Source organism: Paeniglutamicibacter gangotriensis Lz1y (genome assembly GCF_000348945.1).
GTDB lineage: Bacteria > Actinomycetota > Actinomycetes > Actinomycetales > Micrococcaceae > Paeniglutamicibacter > Paeniglutamicibacter gangotriensis.
Map to the genome: position 1 here is coordinate 15,131 of NZ_AOCK01000015.1, position 18,859 is coordinate 33,989.

An 18,859-nucleotide genomic window follows, 5' to 3' on the forward strand; every position below is an offset into this window, starting at 1 on the left:
TCCCATCCTCGAAACGAAAGGCAAGGTGTCCCGTGTCCGGAAACCTGTTTGCCCGTTCGATCCATGACCTCTCGGTTGCCGCATGGTTCGGAGGCTCTCTCATGGGAGCGATCGGCCTCAATGGCGCCACCTCGCAAGCCAAGGACGCCACCGAAAGAACCAGGCTCTCCAGTCTGGGATGGAAGAAATGGGTGCCGGTCCAAACCGGGGCCTTCGCAGCGCACCTGGCCTCACTGGGACCCATTCTCTAGGAGAACAAGGGCCGCTACACGGCACAGGACGGCGTCATGGCCGCCACTTGGATCAAGACCGCTGTGACCGCCGCCGGGGCGGCGGTCACCCTTTACGCCGCGATCCTGGGCAAGAAGGTCGATGAGCTGGCGGCCGAAGGGGCAAGGGGCGCCACGGAACCCGGGGCGGAAACCTCCGCGGACCTGGCCAAGGCCCAGAAGCAGCTGAAGCTGTTGCAGTGGGTCATCCCGGGCGTCGCCGCCACCGTCATCGTCCTAGGGGCCTGGCACGGCGAGATGCAGCGGCCCAAGAACGTCAAGCTCGGGCTCCTGAAGGACTAGGAACATTCAGCCCTTCCTGTATCCTCTCCGGCCGTCGCCGGGCATGCCGGTGAGCCGACCCACCACACCGGGCAGGTTCGCCAACAACACACAGATAAGACGGGCCATGTAGGATGCCGCGGCGTCCGGCCACCCATCAAGGAGGAACAATGATCGTCAAGGAACAACTCAACCGTCTGCTCGATTCCAAGGCCACCGTCCTGGACTCCGAGGGAGACAAGATCGGCGCCGTCGGGGAGCTCTACCTCGATGACCGGTCCCAGGACCCGAGCTGGGCGTCGGTCAAGACCGGGCTGTTCGGCATGTCCCAAAGCTTCGTTCCCCTCGACGAGGCCACCGTCGAGGGAGATGACATCCGCGTGCCATACACCAAGGAACAGGTCAAGGACGCCCCCCGGATCGATCCGGACGGCCATCTGGAACCGGAGGACGAGGAACGACTCTACCGCCACTACGGACTTTCCGGCGATGCAGAGACCGTAGTAGGTACCGGTACGGACACCGGCAGCGAACAACCCGGGTTCTCCGAGGCCGACACCACCGGTTATGCCGCAACGGACAGCGAGCAGACCGCCGGGTATGCCCGAACGGACACCGAATCCGGCGCCGGCTCTGCCGACCGGGACACCGAGGGATACAACACCGACGATGCCATGACCCGTTCCGAGGAACGTCTGCACGTGGGCACCGAGACCCAGGAGGCCGGCCGGGCCAGGCTACGCAAGTACGTGGTGACGGAAAACGAAACCCGCACGGTTCCGGTCAGCCACGAAGAGGTGAGGATCGAACGCGAACCCATCACCGACGGCACCCGCGATGATGCACTGGCGGGCGCGAACCTGCGCGAAGAGGAACAAGAAGTTACTCTTCATGCCGAGCACCCGGTGGTGGAAAAGGAGACCGTTCCGGTGGAACGGGTCCGGCTTGACACCGAAACCGTCACGGAGCAGGAAACCGTCAACGAAGAGATTAGCCGGGAGGAAATCACACCAGACACCGATACCGGCACCGATTCCCGACCGCGCAAGCACTGAGAGGTGGCAGGGGCCTGCCCATGGTCAGGGCCTGGCGGCTTCCGGAAGCATGCTTTCCGGGAGCCGCTTTTCTCATGCCCTCCCGCGGTGGACCCATGCCTGGTTTGGTCGGTCCGGAGCCGGGACCGCAGGACGTGGAATTCGCAAGACAAGGAAATCCAGTCGGAGGCAACGCTGCCCACGCCAGGTGTCCGCCTGGAGCCATGCATGCCGAAAACGGAAGGGGCACCCCGCTCGGAGCTATCCTTCCTTGCGATGGAAGCGCGTCCCTGCCTTGCCGCCAAGGATCGCCCCAAGCAGGGGACCAAGACGGGCGATGGACAACCGATCAGGCCGCTGGTGGTCGGGAGGCTGCCCTCGACCGGAATCTGCGGTACCCCTCCCAGATTGGCGAGGATTGCCACGATGACAATGCCCCACAGCCATGCAGCGGCACCTTGCTTGAAGCCGCCCAATCGTGCCATGCAACCTGCCACGTATCCTCGGTAATAGTAGGTGAGCAGAAGTATCAGGCCCAGCACGATACCGTCGGCGATCCCGAATGATTGCGAGTTCCGCGTTGCCTGCTTTGCCACTTCCTCGGCATTCGTGGTGTTTCGCGGCCCCGAGGCCGACGCCGATAGCGGTGGCCAGCGCACTGAGCAGGACCATCATCCCGATGGGCGTCAGCCAGCGGGAGGACGCCGTGCCCCATTCGATGCCGCCGTAGCATTCCTTTCTGCAATGACCATGTCATTCCTGCGTCCGTTGGGGGTGATTGCCCCGCTGCGCTTTTCTCGGCCACGCCGTGTCCCTATCCCATGGGGTCATCGAAATATGGCTCAACGTGCCGGTCACCGAAGCGCATCGAGCCATCGCGTCACGGCTGACTGGATGCGCGCGAGGCGCGAACGACTTTGATGAACCCTGCGTAAGTCCGCCCCGGACTTTTTTATAGGGCAAAGCCGAGCTGCGGGATGGCTGCGGCGTGGAGGTCAGTGCGGGAGCATACGTCCGGACCTTGAAGGTGCCACCTCCCTCCGGTGTGGTCCAGGAGGGGGACCTGCCGACGGTGCGCTCCGGGCGGTCTTGCCGGGTCCCCGCACAGGCCGTGAGGCAGTACCTGATCGTAGAATAATGCGCTGCGGTCCCTCATGCTTTCCCTCGTCTCCCTCGCCGAAGTCACTTCGGTCCATGGGGGGTGATTTCCACGGTCCAAAATTTTGTCGCTCCCGATGACGCGGCACGGGTCTTGCCTGTGGAAATCTCAGCTTTTCACCTGGTTGCTAAATTGTTCTCTTTTGCCCGGACGTCGGGAACACTTGGCCTATGCGCACTTTCGGGGTCGAAGAAGAGCTGTTGCTCATTGATGCCGCCACCGGGATGCTTGCCCCGGCGGCGGCAGAGGTCCTGCGCAATTCTGAAGGTTCCACCCATTTCATCGATGGCCCTGCCGCAAGCGTCGATGCCGCCTCGATGACGCACGAACTCAAGCAGGAACAGGTCGAATTGGTTTCCGCCCCCTACACCGAGCTGTCCGCCTTGAGCACCGCCATGCTCCAGGGACGGCAAGAAGCGGACCGTTTGGCCGCGCTGTCAGGGGCCCGTGCGGTGGCGCTGGGAACCTATCCGATGCGCGCGGCCTCCCGCTTGGTGCGCTTGCCACGCTATGTGGCCATGGAGAAGAAATTTGGGGTGACCCTGAAGGAGCAGCTCACCTGCGGGTTCCATGTGCATGTGTCGGTGGTTTCGGATGAAGAGGCGGTGGCCGTGCTGGATCGCATCCGCATCTGGCTTCCGGTGCTGCTGGCGCTGAGCAGCAACTCTCCCTACTGGCAGGGAACAGATAGCGGGTATGCGAGTTTCAGGTACCAGGCGTGGCGGCGATGGCCGACGGCCGGTCCCACGGACATTTTTGGTTCCGCCGATGCGTATCGAGAATTGGTCGAGACGCTGCTGCAGTGCGATGTCCTGCTCGATGAGGCCATGGTGTATTTCGACGCACGACTTGCTGCCCGTCACCCCACCGTTGAAGTGCGGGTAGCGGATGTCTGCCTCGAAGCAGGTGACGGGGCGGCCATCGCCTCCCTGGTCCGGGCGTTGGTGGAAAGCGCCGCCAGGGACTGGGAAGCAGGCAACCTCCCGCCTGTCTGCCCCACCGAGGTGCTGCGTCTGGCATCGTGGAAGGCCAGCAGTGCAGGTCTGCATGGATCGCTGCTTCACCCGCAGGAAAACCGTCCCTGTTCCGTCGACACCGCGCTGGCGGCGTTGGTGGCGCACGTACGCCCGGTCCTGGAGGAATATGGCGACTTGCCCTTCGTTCTCGAGGCGATTCACCGGATCAGACTGGCGGGGACGGGCGCCGAGCGCCAACGCAGGTCCTTCAGAAACAACGAAAGTCTTCGGGACACCATTTTTGATGCCGTGGAACGGACCCAGAGCTTCGTTCCCTAAGTGGCCTGGATGACGGGCTTGAGGCAGTGCGCATAGTGCGCATGGCAATAATGTGCAGGGTGTTCCGCTGCTGTCCGGGAACCATGTTTGAGCACCTCAACAGGTTCCAGCGGATGAATGTATGGCTGCATCCACATTGGTTTGGATCCTGCTTGTCCCATCAGCTCGCGTAGATCTACAATTTCGGCGTCGCCCGGAGCCTGCGGAAGGATTAATCATGGCCCAGGACTACGATGAAGCCCGCCCCGAGGTGGCCGAAGCTTCCCAACGCACCTTGAAAGCCGTGCAGCAAATGGATGCGCCCAGCGCCATGAGCGTCCAAACGGACCTGGAGGAAGCGGACCTTTCGGAGGGCACCGAGCTTCCCGGTGCGATGGTGCTCGATGAGCTCGTGGTCCAGGTCGTTCCCCAGGGACCGGATGAGTTTGTCTGCGGGGAATGCTTCGCCCTTCGGCACCGGAGCCAAATCACCCACGAGTTCAAGGGCGTGAAGCTCTGTCGCGATTGTGCCGAACTTTAGGAACCCCTGACTCATAGCAACGATCCAACCCACACCGACTCATGTCGACGCGGCCATTGAAGAACCGAATGCCTTCGCCGCTTGACCCTCGAAGGACTCGGAGGAGGATTTTAGCGGGACGCTGATGGAGGAGACGAATTCCAGCAAGGCCATGGCCCTGGAACATTGAGGCCAGCGTTCGTCCGTGTCATTGTCTTGGCAATGATGACCTACCCGGTCGACCAAGCCGCGTGGCTCGGCCCGTTTCCAAGGCCGGATTGCAGGGCATCGGTCCGCTCGACGAGTTTGTCCGAGGCCGCGGCACCAAGCGGACAGACATTGACTTCGATAAGTCTGGCCCCGGTGCCGGGAGCCAAGCGATCGCTTGATTTCACGGCCATGATTTTTGAGATGGCAGCATTCCCGTGGCACTCACGGCGACGGCATCCACCCCTTCCGCCAGCGGAACCGGTTTCCCGAAACATGCCAGCGCCTGCCTGGCGGAGACCGACACGGTATCCTTTTCAAGACTACGTTCGGGGCCGGATGACGCCTGGTCGGGGGGGGGGGGGAACCGATGGGGCATTGAAGCAATCGGCACGGAATTGGAGGGGCGGGTTTCCTACCTGTCAGTCGCGAGACTGCCGCGCCCTGGCCAGGCGCCAACCGCCCACCCAGAGGTTCGTCAACGCGTCAACGCCCCAGAGCGCCGCGACCACCACGATCACCCAGAACGGCAACCGGGTTTGGTCCCAGTCGGTGAGCACCACCAGGGCCACTGCAATGACCGCTTGGAGGAAGCCCCAGAGGATTTGGGACCCCGGACGCCAGGCAATCACGTTGAAGAACTTGCGAACCCCTGTGGCATCCTTCGCCTCGGCACGCATGCTGTGGGCAATCGCGCCGCCCAGCCCGCGCTGCTCAACCGGCCGGGCAGTTGCCGGCAGGGAGCCTTCCTCGACGTAGTCGGCCTGCGACGGGTCCGTGCCAAAGATCTCCAGCACCTCGCGCAGCTTCTGCACCGAGCCGCTGCCGGCCAGCGCCTGCTCAAGTGCACCGATGATCTCCGCAGAGATCCCGTATTGCGTCAGCTCCGCAATGGAGTCAAGGTCAGGGGCCGCCCACTGATCGGTGAGGAAGTCATTGACTTCCGCAGCAGGGGTTCCGGGCAACGCCTCCAGCACGGGTTCGGCGGCAACTGACCAGCCGTGGCCGAAGCCGGGGTGGCCACGCAGCTTCTTGTTTTGGTCCTGAAACCAGAAGACCATCGAGAAGCGCGGACCCAACCTGGAGAGCATGATCGCCGGAAAGCTGGATCGCGAGACCATGATCTCGGGCATGTAGCCATCATGCACCGCCACATCTCCGTGCTCGGTGGTGAAGTAACTCCAGCTGGTGCCACTTTCCCCGGCAAAGAGTGCTACCTCGGATTCCTTGAAGGAACCGAGCAATACCGAGATCCCGCCAGTGGGGTATTCCAGGGCCTTGTCGGTGATAGTCTCGCCGCTTTCGGCATCCACACCATCGAGGTCCGCGTATTTGGCCCCGGTCCCCCGCTTCAGGGCAATGGCAAAGCCCTCGATCTGTTGCCCATTCGAAAGGTTCCCCTCCTCATCGGCCATCACGATGAAGCCTTCCGGGTTCACGGCAATGACCAGCTCGATGACGCTGAGCTCGCCCCAGGGCACCGGGGTCGCCAGCAAGGAAATACTCTGCCTGGCGCGCAGCGTGGCCAAGATCCGCCGGTGCGCCTCGAGGCCCAGGGGCTCGTCAAAGATCAGCGCCATGGAGGCGATGAGCCATCCCGGCCCATCGCCTTCAACGTCCCCCGTGGGACTACTTGCCAAGGAACTTCTCAAACCCCTTGGGCAGGTTCAGGTCCGCGGGGTCAAAGTCCTTGGCCCCGGCGCCGAAGGCGGCACCCGAAGGGGCCTTGGCCTTGTTGGCCTCGGCGGCAGCCAGCTGGGCGGCCTTGGCCGGGTTGCCGAACTTCGCCGGCTTCTTCTTCCCGCCCTTGGCACCCTTCTTGGCTCCTCCGCGGCCGCCGGGCATGCCCGGGATGGCTCCGCCGGAGGCCAGCTTCTTCATCATCTTCTGCGCCTCGCCGAAGCGCTCAAGCATCGAGTTGACCTCGGAGACGTGCACGCCCGAGCCCTTGGCGATACGCGCGCGGCGCGAACCGTTAATGATCTTCGGGGCCACACGCTCGTGCTGGGTCATCGAGCGCACGATGGCCTCGATCCGGTCCATCTGCGACTCGTCGAACTGCTCGAGCTGCTGGCGGGAGATCTGCGATCCGGGCATCATGCCCAAGATCTTCTTCATCGAGCCCATCTTGCGGATCTGGGCCATCTGGGCCAGGAAGTCATCGAGGGTGAAGTCTTCGCGATCGGCGAACTTCTTCGCCATCCGCTCGGCTTCGCCCTTGTCCCAGTTCGCCTCGGCCTGCTCGATCAGGGTCAGCACATCGCCCATGTCCAGGATCCGCGAGGCCATGCGGTCCGGGTGGAAGATCTCGAAGTCATCGAGGTTCTCACCGGTGGAGGCGTACATGACCGGCTTGCCGGTCACCGAGGCAACCGACAGGGCCGCGCCGCCGCGCGCGTCGCCGTCCAGCTTGGTCAGCACCACGCCGGTGACCCCGACGCCCTCGTTGAACGCTTGGGCGGTGTTCACCGCGTCCTGGCCGATCATCGCGTCGATGACAAAGAGGACTTCGTCCGGGTTGACGGCAGCACGGATGTCCGCTGCCTGCTGCATCATTTCCGTATCGATGCCCAAGCGTCCGGCGGTATCAACGATGACGATGTCGTGCAGCTTGGACTTCGCCTCGGCCACACCGTCGCGGGCCACCGCGACCGGATCGCCCGTGGCGGATTCAAATTCAGAGGAGACCCCTGGGTGCGGTGCGTACACCGGCACGCCGGCACGTTCGCCGTTGACCTGCAGCTGCTTGACGGCGTTGGGGCGCTGAAGGTCACAGGCCACCAGCAACGGGGTGTGGCCCTGGGCCTTGAGGTGCTTGGCCAGCTTGCCGGCCAGGGTGGTCTTACCTGCGCCCTGCAGGCCGGCGAGCATGATCACCGTGGGGGCGGTCTTGGCCAGGTTCAGCCGGCGGGTCTCCCCTCCCAGGATGCCCACGAGTTCCTCGTTGACGATCTTGACGATCTGCTGGCCCGGGTTCAACGAACCGGAAACCTCCTCGCCCAGGGCGCGTTCCTTGACCTGCGCCACGAACGCGCGGACCACGGCGACGGCGACGTCGGCGTCCAACAGGGCACGGCGGATCTCCCGGACGGTGCCGTCGATTTGGGCTTCGGTGAGCCTGCCTTTTCCGCGCAGGTTCTTGAAGGTGGATGTCAGGCGGTCGGAGAGTGAATTGAACACGTGCCGTGCACTTCTTTCGTTGTGGGATTCAGGCGCGGTCTAACCCGCTGGACTCAACATCCAAGATTACCAATAAAGACTGATGGTTGTGCCCAAGACGTGGCAGTCTTGAGAGGTGAGCATTCAAACGGACATCCATGCCGACACCCATGTACGTACATTATTGATCCTCGGCGCCTCCGGGGACCTCACCGGGAGGCTGCTACTTCCGGGTCTGGCCAGGCTGATCGGCTCCGGCCGGGCGGCAGGCCTGAAGCTGGCCGGGGCCGGAGCTCCGGGCTACAGCCAGGAGCGGTGGAGCCAACGCGTCACCGAGACCTGCACCGACGCGGCCCCCACCGCCACCGTTGAAGGCAAGGCGCAGCTCGAGGCTCTTGCTGCGCACACCACCTTCACCGAATTGGATGTCACCAAGCCCCAGGAACTGGCCCAGCTGGTCAACTCCTTGGAGGGTCCGGTGGCCGTGTACTTCGCCCTTCCCCCGGCCGTGAGCCAGCGGGCCTGCGAGATCCTCGAACCCGGGCAACTGCCCGAGACCACACTTTTGGTTATGGAAAAGCCCTTTGGCTCCAACCAGCAATCGGCCCAAGAACTGAACCGTACGCTGATCAGACTGGTGCCCGAGGAGAATATCCACCGGGTCGACCACTTCCTGGGCAAGGGCACGGTGTTCAACATCCTGGGCCTGCGCTTCGCCAACCGGCTGCTCGAGCCCTTGTTCACGTCCGAGCACGTGGAGAAGATCGAGATCTTCTATGACGAGGAACTCGCCCTGGAGAACCGGGCCGGGTACTACGACGGGGCAGGGGCCCTGCGAGACATGATCCAGTCGCACCTGCTGCAGATTTTGGGGCTGCTGGCCATGAATGCCCCGGCGACCCTGGGCGAACGCGATGTACGTGACCACTTAGGCTCGGTGCTGCGTGCCACGGCGCTTGCCGGAGATCCCAAGGCCTCCACCCGCCGGGCCAGGTACACCGCCGGCACCTCCAAGGGACGCCCGGTGCCGGACTACGCCACCGAACAGGGCGTGGAGCCGGCCTTGAAGACCGAAACGCTGGCCGAAGTCACCCTGAGCATTAATAACTCGCGCTGGGCCGGGGTTCCGTTCATCCTGCGCGCCGGCAAGGCGCTGGGTACCGCGCGCAAGGAAGCGATCATCACTTTCCGCCCGGTCTCCCACCTGCCCATGGGCTTCAAGGGAACCGATGCCCCCACCAAGCTGCGGATCGGATTTGGCCCCGACACCCTTTCCTTGGACCTGGATGTCAACGGCCCGGGAGACCTCTACACCCTGGACCGGGTCACCATGGCCGCGGAACTGAACTCCCCCGATCTTTTGCCCTACGGCGAAGTACTGCTCGGGGTGCTCTCCGGGGATCCGACGCTCTCGGTGCGCGGTGATACCGCGGAGGAATGCTGGCGGATCGTGGATCCGATCCTCACGGCGTGGGCCGATGACGAGGTGCCGTTGGATGAGTACCCGGCGGGCGGCAACGGGCCACATGGTTGGGACACCAACTGCACGTTATAGCAGCATGACCACGGCTGTACCCCTGGTGTGGGTTATGCACGAGCCCGGCGAGTGGTGTGGGTTATGCACGAGCCCGGCGAGGCGTAGTCATTTTTGATCCATGGAGGCAACCACGGCCCGCCATGACGGTGTTCCAGTTGGATTGACTCGCCGCCCGGCGTTGATATTGTGGGGCCATGTCAGCCATCGGCGATGCCACTGGGCGCAAGGAGATTGTGCGGCTCCATCGTGCTTCGATCGCGGGGCTGCTCGCGGCCTCCGTACTGTTTCTGGTCTCGGCCGTGCTGCAGCATCTCGCCTCGCTCCAGCGTTGGGTCGTACTGGCCGGAACCCAGATACCCGGCGATGTGTGGATCGAAGACCACAGGTTTGATTACTCGTTCCCGGTTGCTCCCTGGGAGCCCATCGGGACAGCCGCTCAGCTCTTCGGGGCCGCCACCTTGATCCAGGCCCTTGGCGTCTTGGCCATGGTGGTCGGCGTCCTGGTTCGCCCGGGCGCGGCTGCAGGTCGCAATGTCAACCTCGGGCTCGCAGGGGTCCTCTTCGCCGTCCTCGTCGCTGCCGCGTTCGGTATCAAGGGAGCACATGCGCTGATCTCCGGGGTCGACGGCGTTCCCTCCGGACTCCAAGAGAACGTATGGCTGGTCCGGACGCTTTTGCTCCTCGAGCTTGCCGGCCTGATTGCCCTTGCGGCACTTTGGCGGCCGCGGTTTCCAGCGGCCATGGCCGCGTGTATGTTCCTGCTCAGGTCGACCGTGGTGGGCGAGATCCTAGCCAACTACATGATCGCACCGTTGTTCGCCGGCTACGGTTCCCACGACACGACCCCGTGGTTCGAGACGGTTGTCGCGGCCTCGACGGCCATCGCGGCGATTTGCATGATCTTCACCGTCGGGTCGTCGATGCGTCGCGGAGCCGCTTCGAATTGAAGAAGCACTCCGGTTGCCCCTCCTCGAGGTGCAGCACGGAAAAACACCAAGTCCCGCACCGACCAAGTCCCGCACCGACCGAAGCTCGCTGCACGGCCTGCTGCAGCACACGGCACCGGCAATCCTTGGCTCTTAGGGTAATCGTCGCTGTGAATTCACTGCCAGCTTGTTGTGGAGCACCCGGGACAATCTGCCCCGGATCGGTGCGGTTCCTGGCGGGACGATGGCAAAGGTGTCTCGTACCACGGGAAGAATATGGCGCGCCCGTGTGCCTCGTTCGGACCGGCAGGGAATACGGTAGGGGGAGATGTTTTATCGTTGGGACCCCTGACGGATCCCGCGACCCCTGTTTCTGCGCGGCCGGCATCGGCACGACAGCCCCGACACAAAGGCTAGATTTTGAACGGCAATGCAACGTTTAGGCACGACAACGCGGCCCTTTTGGCTGTCACGAGCGTGCAGGCTCCCCGGGTCCTGAGTTCAGCGGAGTTCGACGAACGACTCGCTCCCAGCCTCAAGCGACTGCGCCTGTCCAAGAAGCTGCTTGAACGTGTGTCAGGTGTCATGGAACGTCGCTGGTGGTCCGAAGGAACGAGCTTCGATGACGCAGCGGTGGAGGCCGGCGGCAAGGCCATGGCTGAGGCCGGCATCGAGCCGGGCCAGATCGGTCTGCTGATCAACACCTCGGTGACCCGCCGCAACCTCGAGCCATCGGTGGCCTCGAAGGTCCACAACGATCTGGGGCTACCTTCCTCGGCCATGAACTTTGACATCACCAATGCGTGCCTGGGCTTTGTCAACGGCATGACCCTGGCCGCGAACATGATCGACGCCGGGCAGATCAAGTATGCGCTGGTGGTGGCCGGCGAGGACGCCCAACCCACCCAGGAAACGACCTTTGCGCGACTCAACGCGGAGGATTCGACCCGCGAGGATTACCTGAACCAGTTCGCCACCCTGACCCTGGGCTCGGGTGCCGCGGCAGCGGTGATCGGTCCGGCCGACGCGCACCCCGGTGCCCACCGGATCGTGGGTGGTGTCTCCCGTGCCGGGACCGAACACCATGAGCTGTGTGTGGGGGGCTTGAACGGCATGTACACCGACACCAAGGGACTGCTGGACAATGGACTTGAATTGGTGGTGGACGCCTGGGATGAGGCGCACCAATCGGGTTGGAACTGGAAGTCCATGGATCGCTATGTGACCCACCAGGTTTCCAATTCCTATACCAATGCCATTATCAAGGCCGTGGACCTGGTCCGCGACCGGGTGCCGATCACGTTCCCGAAGTGGGGCAACGTGGGCCCGGCCTCGCTGCCGATGACCCTGGCCCAGGAATCCAAGACGCTCAAGCCCGGTGACCGTGTGTTGTGCATGGGTGTCGGTTCCGGATTGAACACCGCCATGATGGAGCTTGCCTGGTGACCGAGCTCTTCCCCGGCGTTGATCGTCAGTACTCTCGCTATGTCCAGGTGGCCTCCACTTCAACCGTGGACCAGACCGGCACCAGCCATCAATGGCACCTGCTAGACAACGAATCCGAGTTGGCAGAGAAGGGCATCACTCCGGTAGGAACGTTGCTGTGTGTGCACGGCAACCCGACCTGGTCCTACCTGTGGCGCGGACTGCTGAACCATGTGTCGGAGAACGACCTGCCCTGGCGCGTCATCGCCGTCGACCAGCTGGACATGGGCTTCTCCGCCCGCACCGGGGTCTTCCGCCGGCTCGCCGACCGGGTCAATGATCTGGGCGATTTGACCAACACCTTGGAGATCACTGGGGCCGTGACAACTGTCGGCCATGACTGGGGCGGAATCATTTCCCTGGGCTGGGCCGTAGCCCACCAGCACCAACTGGCCAACGTGGTCCTGACCAACACCGCGGTGCACCCGGCCGGCTTTGAACTGCCTGCAGCCCTGCGCCTGGCTTCCCACCCGGCCGTGCATTCCTGGGGCACCAAGAGTACCGACGCATTCCTGCGCACCACCCACTCCCTGGCCCAACCCGCTCTGGCACCCGAGGTACGCAAGGCCTTCATGGCTCCCTACACCCAGGCCTCACGGCGCACGGGCGTAGCAAACTTCGTAGCTGACATCCCCTTCACCGAAGAACACCCGAGCCGGCCCGCACTGGATGCCATCTCCGAGTCCGTCCGCTCGCTCAAGGTCCCGACCCTGCTGCTCTGGGGCCCGAAGGACCCGGTCTTCTCCGATCGCTACCTGCGCGATTTGATCTTCCGTCTGCCCCACGCCGATGTGCATAGGTTTGAGGGTGCAGGGCACCTGCTGCCGGAGGACCGAGACATTGCCGTCCCGGTCTTTGACTGGCTGGCCGCAGAGAACAGCACCGGGAATATAGGTCGCGCCGAGGCACTGACCGCCTACAGTCCGATGCTCGCCGAACTTGATTCGCGCACCACAGACCACAGCGCCGCCGTGGTGGATATCAACCCTGCCCAAACACTCTCCTGGGCTCAGTTGGGCACACGGGTCAACGACCTGGCCGCCGGCCTGGCACAGATCGGAGTCAAGCCCGGAGACCGAGTCAACCTGCTGGTGCCCCCGGGCATCGAACTGACCGCACTGATCTACGCCTGCCTACGTCTGGGGGCCGTGATCGTCGTGGCCGACGCCGGGCTGGGCACCAAGGGGCTGGGCCGTGCCATCCGCGGCGCGGGCCCGAGCTACCTCATCGGAATCGACCGCGCCCTGACCGGCGCCCGGGTCCTGAACTGGCCAGGGACCCGTATTGCCGCAGGCGACATGTCGGCTGCCAAACGCAAACTGCTCGGTGTCCAGCACACCATTGGCGAGCTGCTCGAATCGGGTGCCGGCGCAGCTGCCGGAGGCACCGACTTCACCCCTGCAGATCCCGATGCCGATGCCGCGGTGCTCTTCACTTCCGGCTCCACCGGACCGGCCAAGGGCGTCGTGTACACCCACCGCCAATTGGCGGCCATGCGTGACACGCTGCGGGAAACCTATAACTTGAAGGCCGGATCGGCACTCGTGGCGGGCTTCGCCCCGTTCGCGCTGCTCGGCCCGGCACTGGGTGCCACCTCGGTGACCCCGGATATGGATGTCACGGCCCCGCGCACGCTCACCGCGTCGGCGTTGGCCGACGCTGCGGCGGCGGTGGATGCCACCACGGTGTTCGCCTCCCCCGCCGCCCTGGCCAACGTCCTGGACACCAAGGATTCCTTGAATGCCTCTCAGCTCAAGGTCCTTGCAGGCGTCTCGCTGATGATGTCTGCAGGGGCACCGATCCCCGAGCCCTTGCTGGCCAAGGTCCAGGAGCTGGTCCCCCAGGCCCGGGTCCACACCCCCTACGGAATGACCGAGGCGCTCCCGGTCACCGACATCGACCTGGACGGCATTCGTGCCGCGGGTTCCGGCAACGGTGTCTGCGTGGGCACACCCGTGGCAGGCGCCCGGGTGGCGATCGCCGTCCTGGACGCCGAGGGCACCGCAGGCAGCGAACCGCTACAGACGCCCAATCTCACCGGGGAAATCCTGGTACGCGCCCCGCATGTGAAGGAGCGCTACGACAGGCTCTGGATCACCGAGCAACTGAGCACCTCCATTCCCGGCTGGCACCGCACCGGAGACGTGGGGCACCTCGACGAGAGCGGACGCCTGTGGGTCGAGGGCAGGATGGGCCACGTGCTGCGCACCCCAGCCGGTCCCACGACTCCGGTGGCCGCCGAGCAGGCCGCCGAATCAGTACACGGCGCCGGACGCGCAGCGCTGGTCGGAGTGGGCCCCGCAGGTACCCAGGCCGCGGTCATCGTCATGGAGTCGGTACCGTCTGCCCGCCGTGCGGGCCCCGCACCCGAGGCCTTGGCCCGGGCCGTACGCGCCGCGGTGGCACCCACCGGCACCGAAGTGTCGGCGGTGTTGGTGGTCCCTGATTTGCCCACCGATATCCGCCACAACTCCAAGATCGACCGGGCCAAGCTGGCGTCGTGGGCCGCCATCACCTTGGCCGGCGGAAGGATCGGCAAACCGTGAGCCCCCAGCAGAATCCAGAGATAACCCGTAAGGTGCTGGTCACCGGGGCCAGCGGCCTCCTGGGCGGGGCCGTGGCTGCCCTGCTGCGCGCCAAGGGCCACCACGTGCGCACCTTCCAACGTCGGCCCTCCGCCGGGGCCACGGACGAGGTCCTGGGCTCGCTGATCGACCCTGCCGCGATGCGACGTGCGACCGAAGGCATGGACGCCGTCATCCACCTGGCGGCCAAGGTTTCCTTCACCGGCTCCTGGCATGACTTTGTCTCCACCAACATCACCGGCACCCATACGCTGCTCGAGGCTTCCAAACATGCAGGGGTCAAGGACTTCGTGTTTGTCTCCTCCCCGTCGGTCGCGCACTTCGGCGAACCGTTGGCCGGCTCCGGGGCCGGTACCGCCGATCCGGAGCGGGCCCGCGGAAACTATGCCAAGTCCAAGGCCACGGCCGAACTCAACGCGCTGGCCCAGGATGCACCAGACTTCCATGTTGCGGCGATCAGGCCGCACGTGGTCTGGGGTCCGGGCGACACCCAGCTGGTCGAGCGCGTGATCGAACGCGCCAAGGGCGGCAGGCTTCCATTGCTGGACCACGGCGCCGCGCTGATCGACACCACCTACATCGACAATGCCGCCGCGGCGATTGTCCGCGGGCTCGAACGCATGGAATTCGCCCACGGTCGCGCCCTGGTGGTGAGCAATGGGGAACCACGGCCCGTCGGTGAGCTGATCTCCGGGATCTGTGCGGCCGGCGGCGCCCCCGCCCCACGCTTGAACGTCCCGGGATGGTTGGCCCGCGGCGCGGGCTCGGTCATCGAGCGTGTGTGGTTGGCGGCCGGGGCCAGGAACCTGGTGCACGACGAGCCACCCATGACCCGTTTCCTGGCCGAGCAGCTCTCCACGGCGCATTGGTTCGATCAGCGCGAGACCCGCGAGGTGCTGGACTGGGCCCCAGAGGTCAGCATTGACGAGGGACTCCACCGACTTGCAGCCCACTATGGCGGCGTACGACCACGGAAGGCCAATCGGACACAGGTCAGGTGACACAATGTTCGTCGACCCTAGCGTGGATTGCTCGTGTCAGGGATCTTGATCAGGCAACGCATAGAATGCACCCATAGCCGCTGCTTCGATTGCGTGACACGAGCCGTACTCGTCCAATGCCGGTCCGTTTCCTGCCTTTACCGAAATAACACCAAATCCAGGTGCCAAAAGACTCTCAGGTCATCAGAATCGTCACGATTGCGTTCCGTTACTCCCCATTGTCTCTCGGCAAGGATAGATCACTGCAAGACTTCGCCGGGTGCTTCCTGTTGACAGGAAGCACCCGGCATTACGAACTCGAGCGAAACTTCTCAGTTACACGGCGGCTAGGCCTCGTTCCCCGGTGCGCACCCGGATCACTTCCTCCACCTGGGTGACCCAGATCTTCCCGTCGCCGGCGATGCCTGTGTTCGCGGTGGAGATCAGGACGTCCAAGATGTCGTCGCAGGAATTATCATCCACCAGGATCTCGAGGCGTACCTTGGGCAATAGGTCGACCGTGTACTCCGCTCCGCGGTAGACCTGCGTGTGTCCGCGTTGCCGACCGTAGCCGCTGGCTTGGCTGATGGTCATCCCTTGGACCCCGTAGGACTCTAGGGCATCGCGGATCAGGTCGGTCTTTTCGGGCCGAATGATGGCTGTCACCAATTTCATGCGCTGACCTCTTCCTTGGCTCGTTCCGCGTCCGTGGAGGTTGCGGCGGATTTCAGGTGTGCGGAGGTGGCCGGGTGCGGAACGAAGGTGCCACCGGTGCCCAGTCCGCCGAACTCGTAACCGGTCTCGGCGTGCTGCATCAAGTCGATGCCTGCGACCTCGTGCTCGGTGGTGATGCGGAAGCCCATGGTCTTGTGGATGGCCAGGCCAATGATGCCCGTCATGATGGCGGTGAACGCCATCACGATGACACAGGCAACGATCTGCGCCCAGAGCTGGCCGAAGCCGCCACCGTAGAACAAGCCACCGCCAACCCCGTCAACCGGGAGTGCGATGAACCCCAGGGCCACGGTCCCGATGATTCCCGAGACCAGGTGCACGCCGACCACGTCCAACGAGTCGTCATAGCCCCAGCGGTACTTCAGGCCCACGGCCAGCGCCGAAGCGACACCCGCAACGATGCCCAGCCCGATGGCTGCGACAGGGGTGATGTTTGCACAGGCCGGGGTAATGGCCACCAACCCTGCGACGATGCCTGATGCCGCACCCAGCGAGGTGCTGTGGCCGTCCCTGAGGCGTTCGACCAGGATCCAGCCCAGGAGAGCAGCAGCGGGCGCAGCAAGGGTATTGACCCAGATCAGTCCGGCTTCCTCCGCGGTGCTTGCAGCACCGCCATTGAACCCGAACCATCCGAACCAGAGCAGCGCGGCTCCCAGCATCACGAACGGGATGTTGTGCGGGCGCTGGCTCGGGTCCTTGCCGAAACCGCGGCGTTTGCCCAGGATCAGCGCGAGCACCAATCCTGCGACACCGGCGTTGATGTGCACTACGGTGCCCCCGGCGAAGTCGATGGCCTCACCGACCACAGAACCGATGGCGCCATCTGCACCCAGGATGCCTCCACCCCAGATCCAGAAGGCAATGGGAGCGTAAACTACCGTCACCCAGACAGGCACAAAAACCATCCACGCACTGAACTTGGCGCGATCGGCCACGGCCCCGGAAATTAGCGCGACGGTGATGATGGCAAAGGTGGCCCCGTATCCTGCGGTAATCAGGCCATCGGTCCCGATCAAATCAACCATGCCGAAGCCATCCGCGGGGTTGCCGATCAGCCCACCGAGGTTTGCCCCTCCACCTGCCATGGAATTGCCCCATAGCACCCACACCACGGTCACCAGGGCGATGGCCGAGAAACTCATCATCATCATGTTCAGCACGCTCTTGGCTCGGGTCATGCCCCCGTAGAAGAATGCCAGCGCCGGAGTCATCAGCAGGACCAATGCGGCACACACCATCATCCATACCTGAGTCGTTGTTAGCTCCATGTCTAACGCCTCCCTGAATTCCTTGCGAGTCTTTCTCGCCTGATTCAAGAATTCCGTGGTGGTGTTACGACGCGTACCTGTGGTGGTTTCGTGGTTGTTACCAAACGATCATTGAGGTAACAGGTTTGGGTCGGCAATATTGCGTGGATGTTTCCATGTCTAGACATAGCATGGAAAAGGCGGCCACGTTTTCACGCAGCCGCCTTGAATCACCTATCGGGATCGATGGCCCGGTGGAACTTATTAGTCGAGCAGGGCGTCGACAAACGCCTCGGCATCAAACGGTGCCAAGTCGTCCGGTCCTTCACCCAGTCCGATGAGCTTGACTGGCACGCCGAGCTGGCGCTGGATGGCAACAACGATCCCACCCTTGGCGGTTCCGTCGAGCTTGGTCAGCACGATACCGGTGACGTTGACGACCTCGGAGAAGACCTTGGCCTGGTTCAGGCCGTTCTGCCCGGTGGTAGCGTCCAGTACCAGCAGGACCTCGTCAACCGTGGCCTTCTTTTCAATCACTCGCTTGATCTTGCCAAGCTCGTCCATGAGGCCAACCTTGTTCTGCAGGCGCCCGGCGGTGTCGATCATGACGATATCGACTTCCTGGTCGATCCCCGCGGTCACTGCCTCGAAGGCAACAGATGCCGGGTCGGCACCGTCGATGTCGGATTTCACGGTGGGGACACCAACACGGTCACCCCAGGTGGCCAGCTGCTCGGCGGCGGCGGCACGGAACGTATCCGCAGCCCCCAAGATCACGTCCTTGTCCTCGGCAACCAGCACACGTGCGAGCTTGCCGATGGTCGTGGTCTTGCCGACGCCATTGACGCCGACGACCATGATCACGTTGGGACGATCCGCATGGCGGGTCGGGATGAAGTTGCGATCCATCGTGGGATCAACAAGCTTGATGAGTTCTTCACGCAGCATGTCGTGGACCTGTTTCGGATCACGACTGCCTTCGATTTTGACGCGTTCGCGCAGGGCATCAACGAGTTCCAGAGTGGGTTCGGTTCCCAAGTCTGCCAAGAGCAGCGTCTCTTCGATTTCATCCCAAACGTCTTCGTCGATCTTGTCCTGGCTCAGGAGGGCCAGTAGGCCCTTGCCCAGGGCGTTGTTCGACTTGGCCAGGCGGGCACGCAGGCGCGCCAACCGTCCCTGGACCGGATCGGGTACGTCCGTGGGGACGAGGACCGTACCGGCACTCTCGTCAACAACACCGGTTTCCGGGGTCTCGGTCGTGGCCACCGGGCCGGAGGCTTCGGTGGATGGTGCATCTGTGGTGAGCGTGGGCGCTGGGTCGTTGGCATCACGCGGACCGGTGTACGTTCCCTTGGGTGCCTTGCGGCCCCGTACGAGGAAGAAAGCAGCACCAATACCGATGACGGCAACCACTGCGACGAGGACAATGATCAAAGTAAGTTGTTCTGACACTGTCTAAG

The 18,859-nt window shown here is 63.8% G+C and carries 14 protein-coding genes and 1 pseudogene; 9 read left to right on the forward strand and 6 right to left on the reverse strand.

The window, feature by feature from the left end:
• Positions 1–32 precede the first annotated feature (32 nt).
• The 4 genes and pseudogenes from ADIAG_RS21520 (at position 33) to ADIAG_RS19355 (ending at position 4,559) form a co-directional block, all read left to right on the forward strand.
• Positions 33–572, forward strand: a pseudogene (locus tag ADIAG_RS21520) (hypothetical protein).
• A gap of 149 nt (positions 573–721) precedes the next feature.
• Positions 722–1,606, forward strand: a complete 885-nt coding sequence (locus tag ADIAG_RS19345; protein WP_007273144.1) for a DUF2382 domain-containing protein — start codon at positions 722–724, stop codon at positions 1,604–1,606.
• 1,308 nt (positions 1,607–2,914) lie between these two features.
• Positions 2,915–4,039 (forward strand): glutamate--cysteine ligase, encoded by a 1,125-nt coding sequence (locus tag ADIAG_RS19350; RefSeq protein WP_007273146.1) that lies wholly within the window; start codon positions 2,915–2,917, stop codon positions 4,037–4,039.
• Between the two features lie 217 nt (positions 4,040–4,256).
• A complete protein-coding gene (locus ADIAG_RS19355; RefSeq protein ID WP_007273147.1) occupies positions 4,257–4,559 on the forward strand; it encodes a DUF4193 family protein in 303 nt (100 codons plus the stop codon).
• Positions 4,560–4,768: 209 nt separating this feature from the next.
• Here the strand turns inward: ADIAG_RS19355 and ADIAG_RS21745 are convergent, their stop codons facing one another.
• From ADIAG_RS21745 to ffh, 3 genes are all read right to left on the reverse strand, one after another.
• A complete protein-coding gene (locus ADIAG_RS21745; protein ID WP_161623982.1) occupies positions 4,769–4,933 on the reverse strand; it encodes a hypothetical protein in 165 nt (54 codons plus the stop codon).
• A 234-nt stretch (positions 4,934–5,167) separates the two neighbouring features.
• Positions 5,168–6,385 carry a hypothetical protein gene (locus tag ADIAG_RS19360; RefSeq protein WP_007273149.1) on the reverse strand — a complete coding sequence of 406 codons (1,218 nt, stop codon included), beginning with the start codon at positions 6,383–6,385 and terminating at the stop codon, positions 5,168–5,170.
• Positions 6,375–7,925, reverse strand: coding sequence for a signal recognition particle protein (gene ffh, locus ADIAG_RS19365; protein ID WP_007273150.1), 1,551 nt, complete (start codon positions 7,923–7,925; stop codon positions 6,375–6,377). The genes ADIAG_RS19360 and ffh overlap by 11 nt, the downstream gene beginning before the upstream one ends.
• 115 nt (positions 7,926–8,040) lie before the next feature.
• Here ffh and ADIAG_RS19370 point away from each other — a divergent pair, with 115 nt between their 5' ends.
• From ADIAG_RS19370 to ADIAG_RS19390, 5 genes are all read left to right on the forward strand, one after another.
• Positions 8,041–9,459 carry a glucose-6-phosphate dehydrogenase gene (locus ADIAG_RS19370; RefSeq protein WP_007273151.1) on the forward strand — a complete coding sequence of 473 codons (1,419 nt, stop codon included), beginning with the start codon at positions 8,041–8,043 and terminating at the stop codon, positions 9,457–9,459.
• A gap of 176 nt (positions 9,460–9,635) precedes the next feature.
• Positions 9,636–10,388 (forward strand): hypothetical protein, encoded by a 753-nt coding sequence (locus tag ADIAG_RS19375; RefSeq protein ID WP_007273152.1) that lies wholly within the window; start codon positions 9,636–9,638, stop codon positions 10,386–10,388.
• Positions 10,389–10,787: 399 nt separating this feature from the next.
• Positions 10,788–11,813: a 3-oxoacyl-ACP synthase III gene (locus ADIAG_RS19380; RefSeq protein ID WP_007273154.1), complete on the forward strand. Its 1,026-nt coding sequence runs from the start codon at positions 10,788–10,790 to the stop codon at positions 11,811–11,813.
• The gene (locus tag ADIAG_RS19385; protein WP_007273155.1) at positions 11,810–14,398 is read left to right on the forward strand and encodes an alpha/beta fold hydrolase; all 2,589 of its coding nucleotides are present in this window, start codon (positions 11,810–11,812) and stop codon (positions 14,396–14,398) included. Before ADIAG_RS19380 ends, ADIAG_RS19385 begins: the two co-directional genes overlap by 4 nt.
• Positions 14,395–15,438: an NAD-dependent epimerase/dehydratase family protein gene (locus tag ADIAG_RS19390; RefSeq protein ID WP_007273156.1), complete on the forward strand. Its 1,044-nt coding sequence runs from the start codon at positions 14,395–14,397 to the stop codon at positions 15,436–15,438. Before ADIAG_RS19385 ends, ADIAG_RS19390 begins: the two co-directional genes overlap by 4 nt.
• A gap of 315 nt (positions 15,439–15,753) precedes the next feature.
• On the opposite strand, the gene ADIAG_RS19395 is transcribed toward ADIAG_RS19390, so the two are convergent.
• The 3 genes from ADIAG_RS19395 to ftsY form a co-directional block, all read right to left on the reverse strand.
• Positions 15,754–16,092: a P-II family nitrogen regulator gene (locus ADIAG_RS19395; RefSeq protein WP_007273157.1), complete on the reverse strand. Its 339-nt coding sequence runs from the start codon at positions 16,090–16,092 to the stop codon at positions 15,754–15,756.
• Complete coding sequence (locus ADIAG_RS19400) at positions 16,089–17,420, reverse strand: ammonium transporter (protein ID WP_007273158.1); 1,332 nt, start codon at positions 17,418–17,420, stop codon at positions 16,089–16,091. Before ADIAG_RS19400 ends, ADIAG_RS19395 begins: the two co-directional genes overlap by 4 nt.
• A gap of 243 nt (positions 17,421–17,663) precedes the next feature.
• Complete coding sequence (ftsY, locus tag ADIAG_RS19405; protein WP_007273159.1) at positions 17,664–18,851, reverse strand: signal recognition particle-docking protein FtsY; 1,188 nt, start codon at positions 18,849–18,851, stop codon at positions 17,664–17,666.
• Positions 18,852–18,859 lie beyond the last annotated feature (8 nt).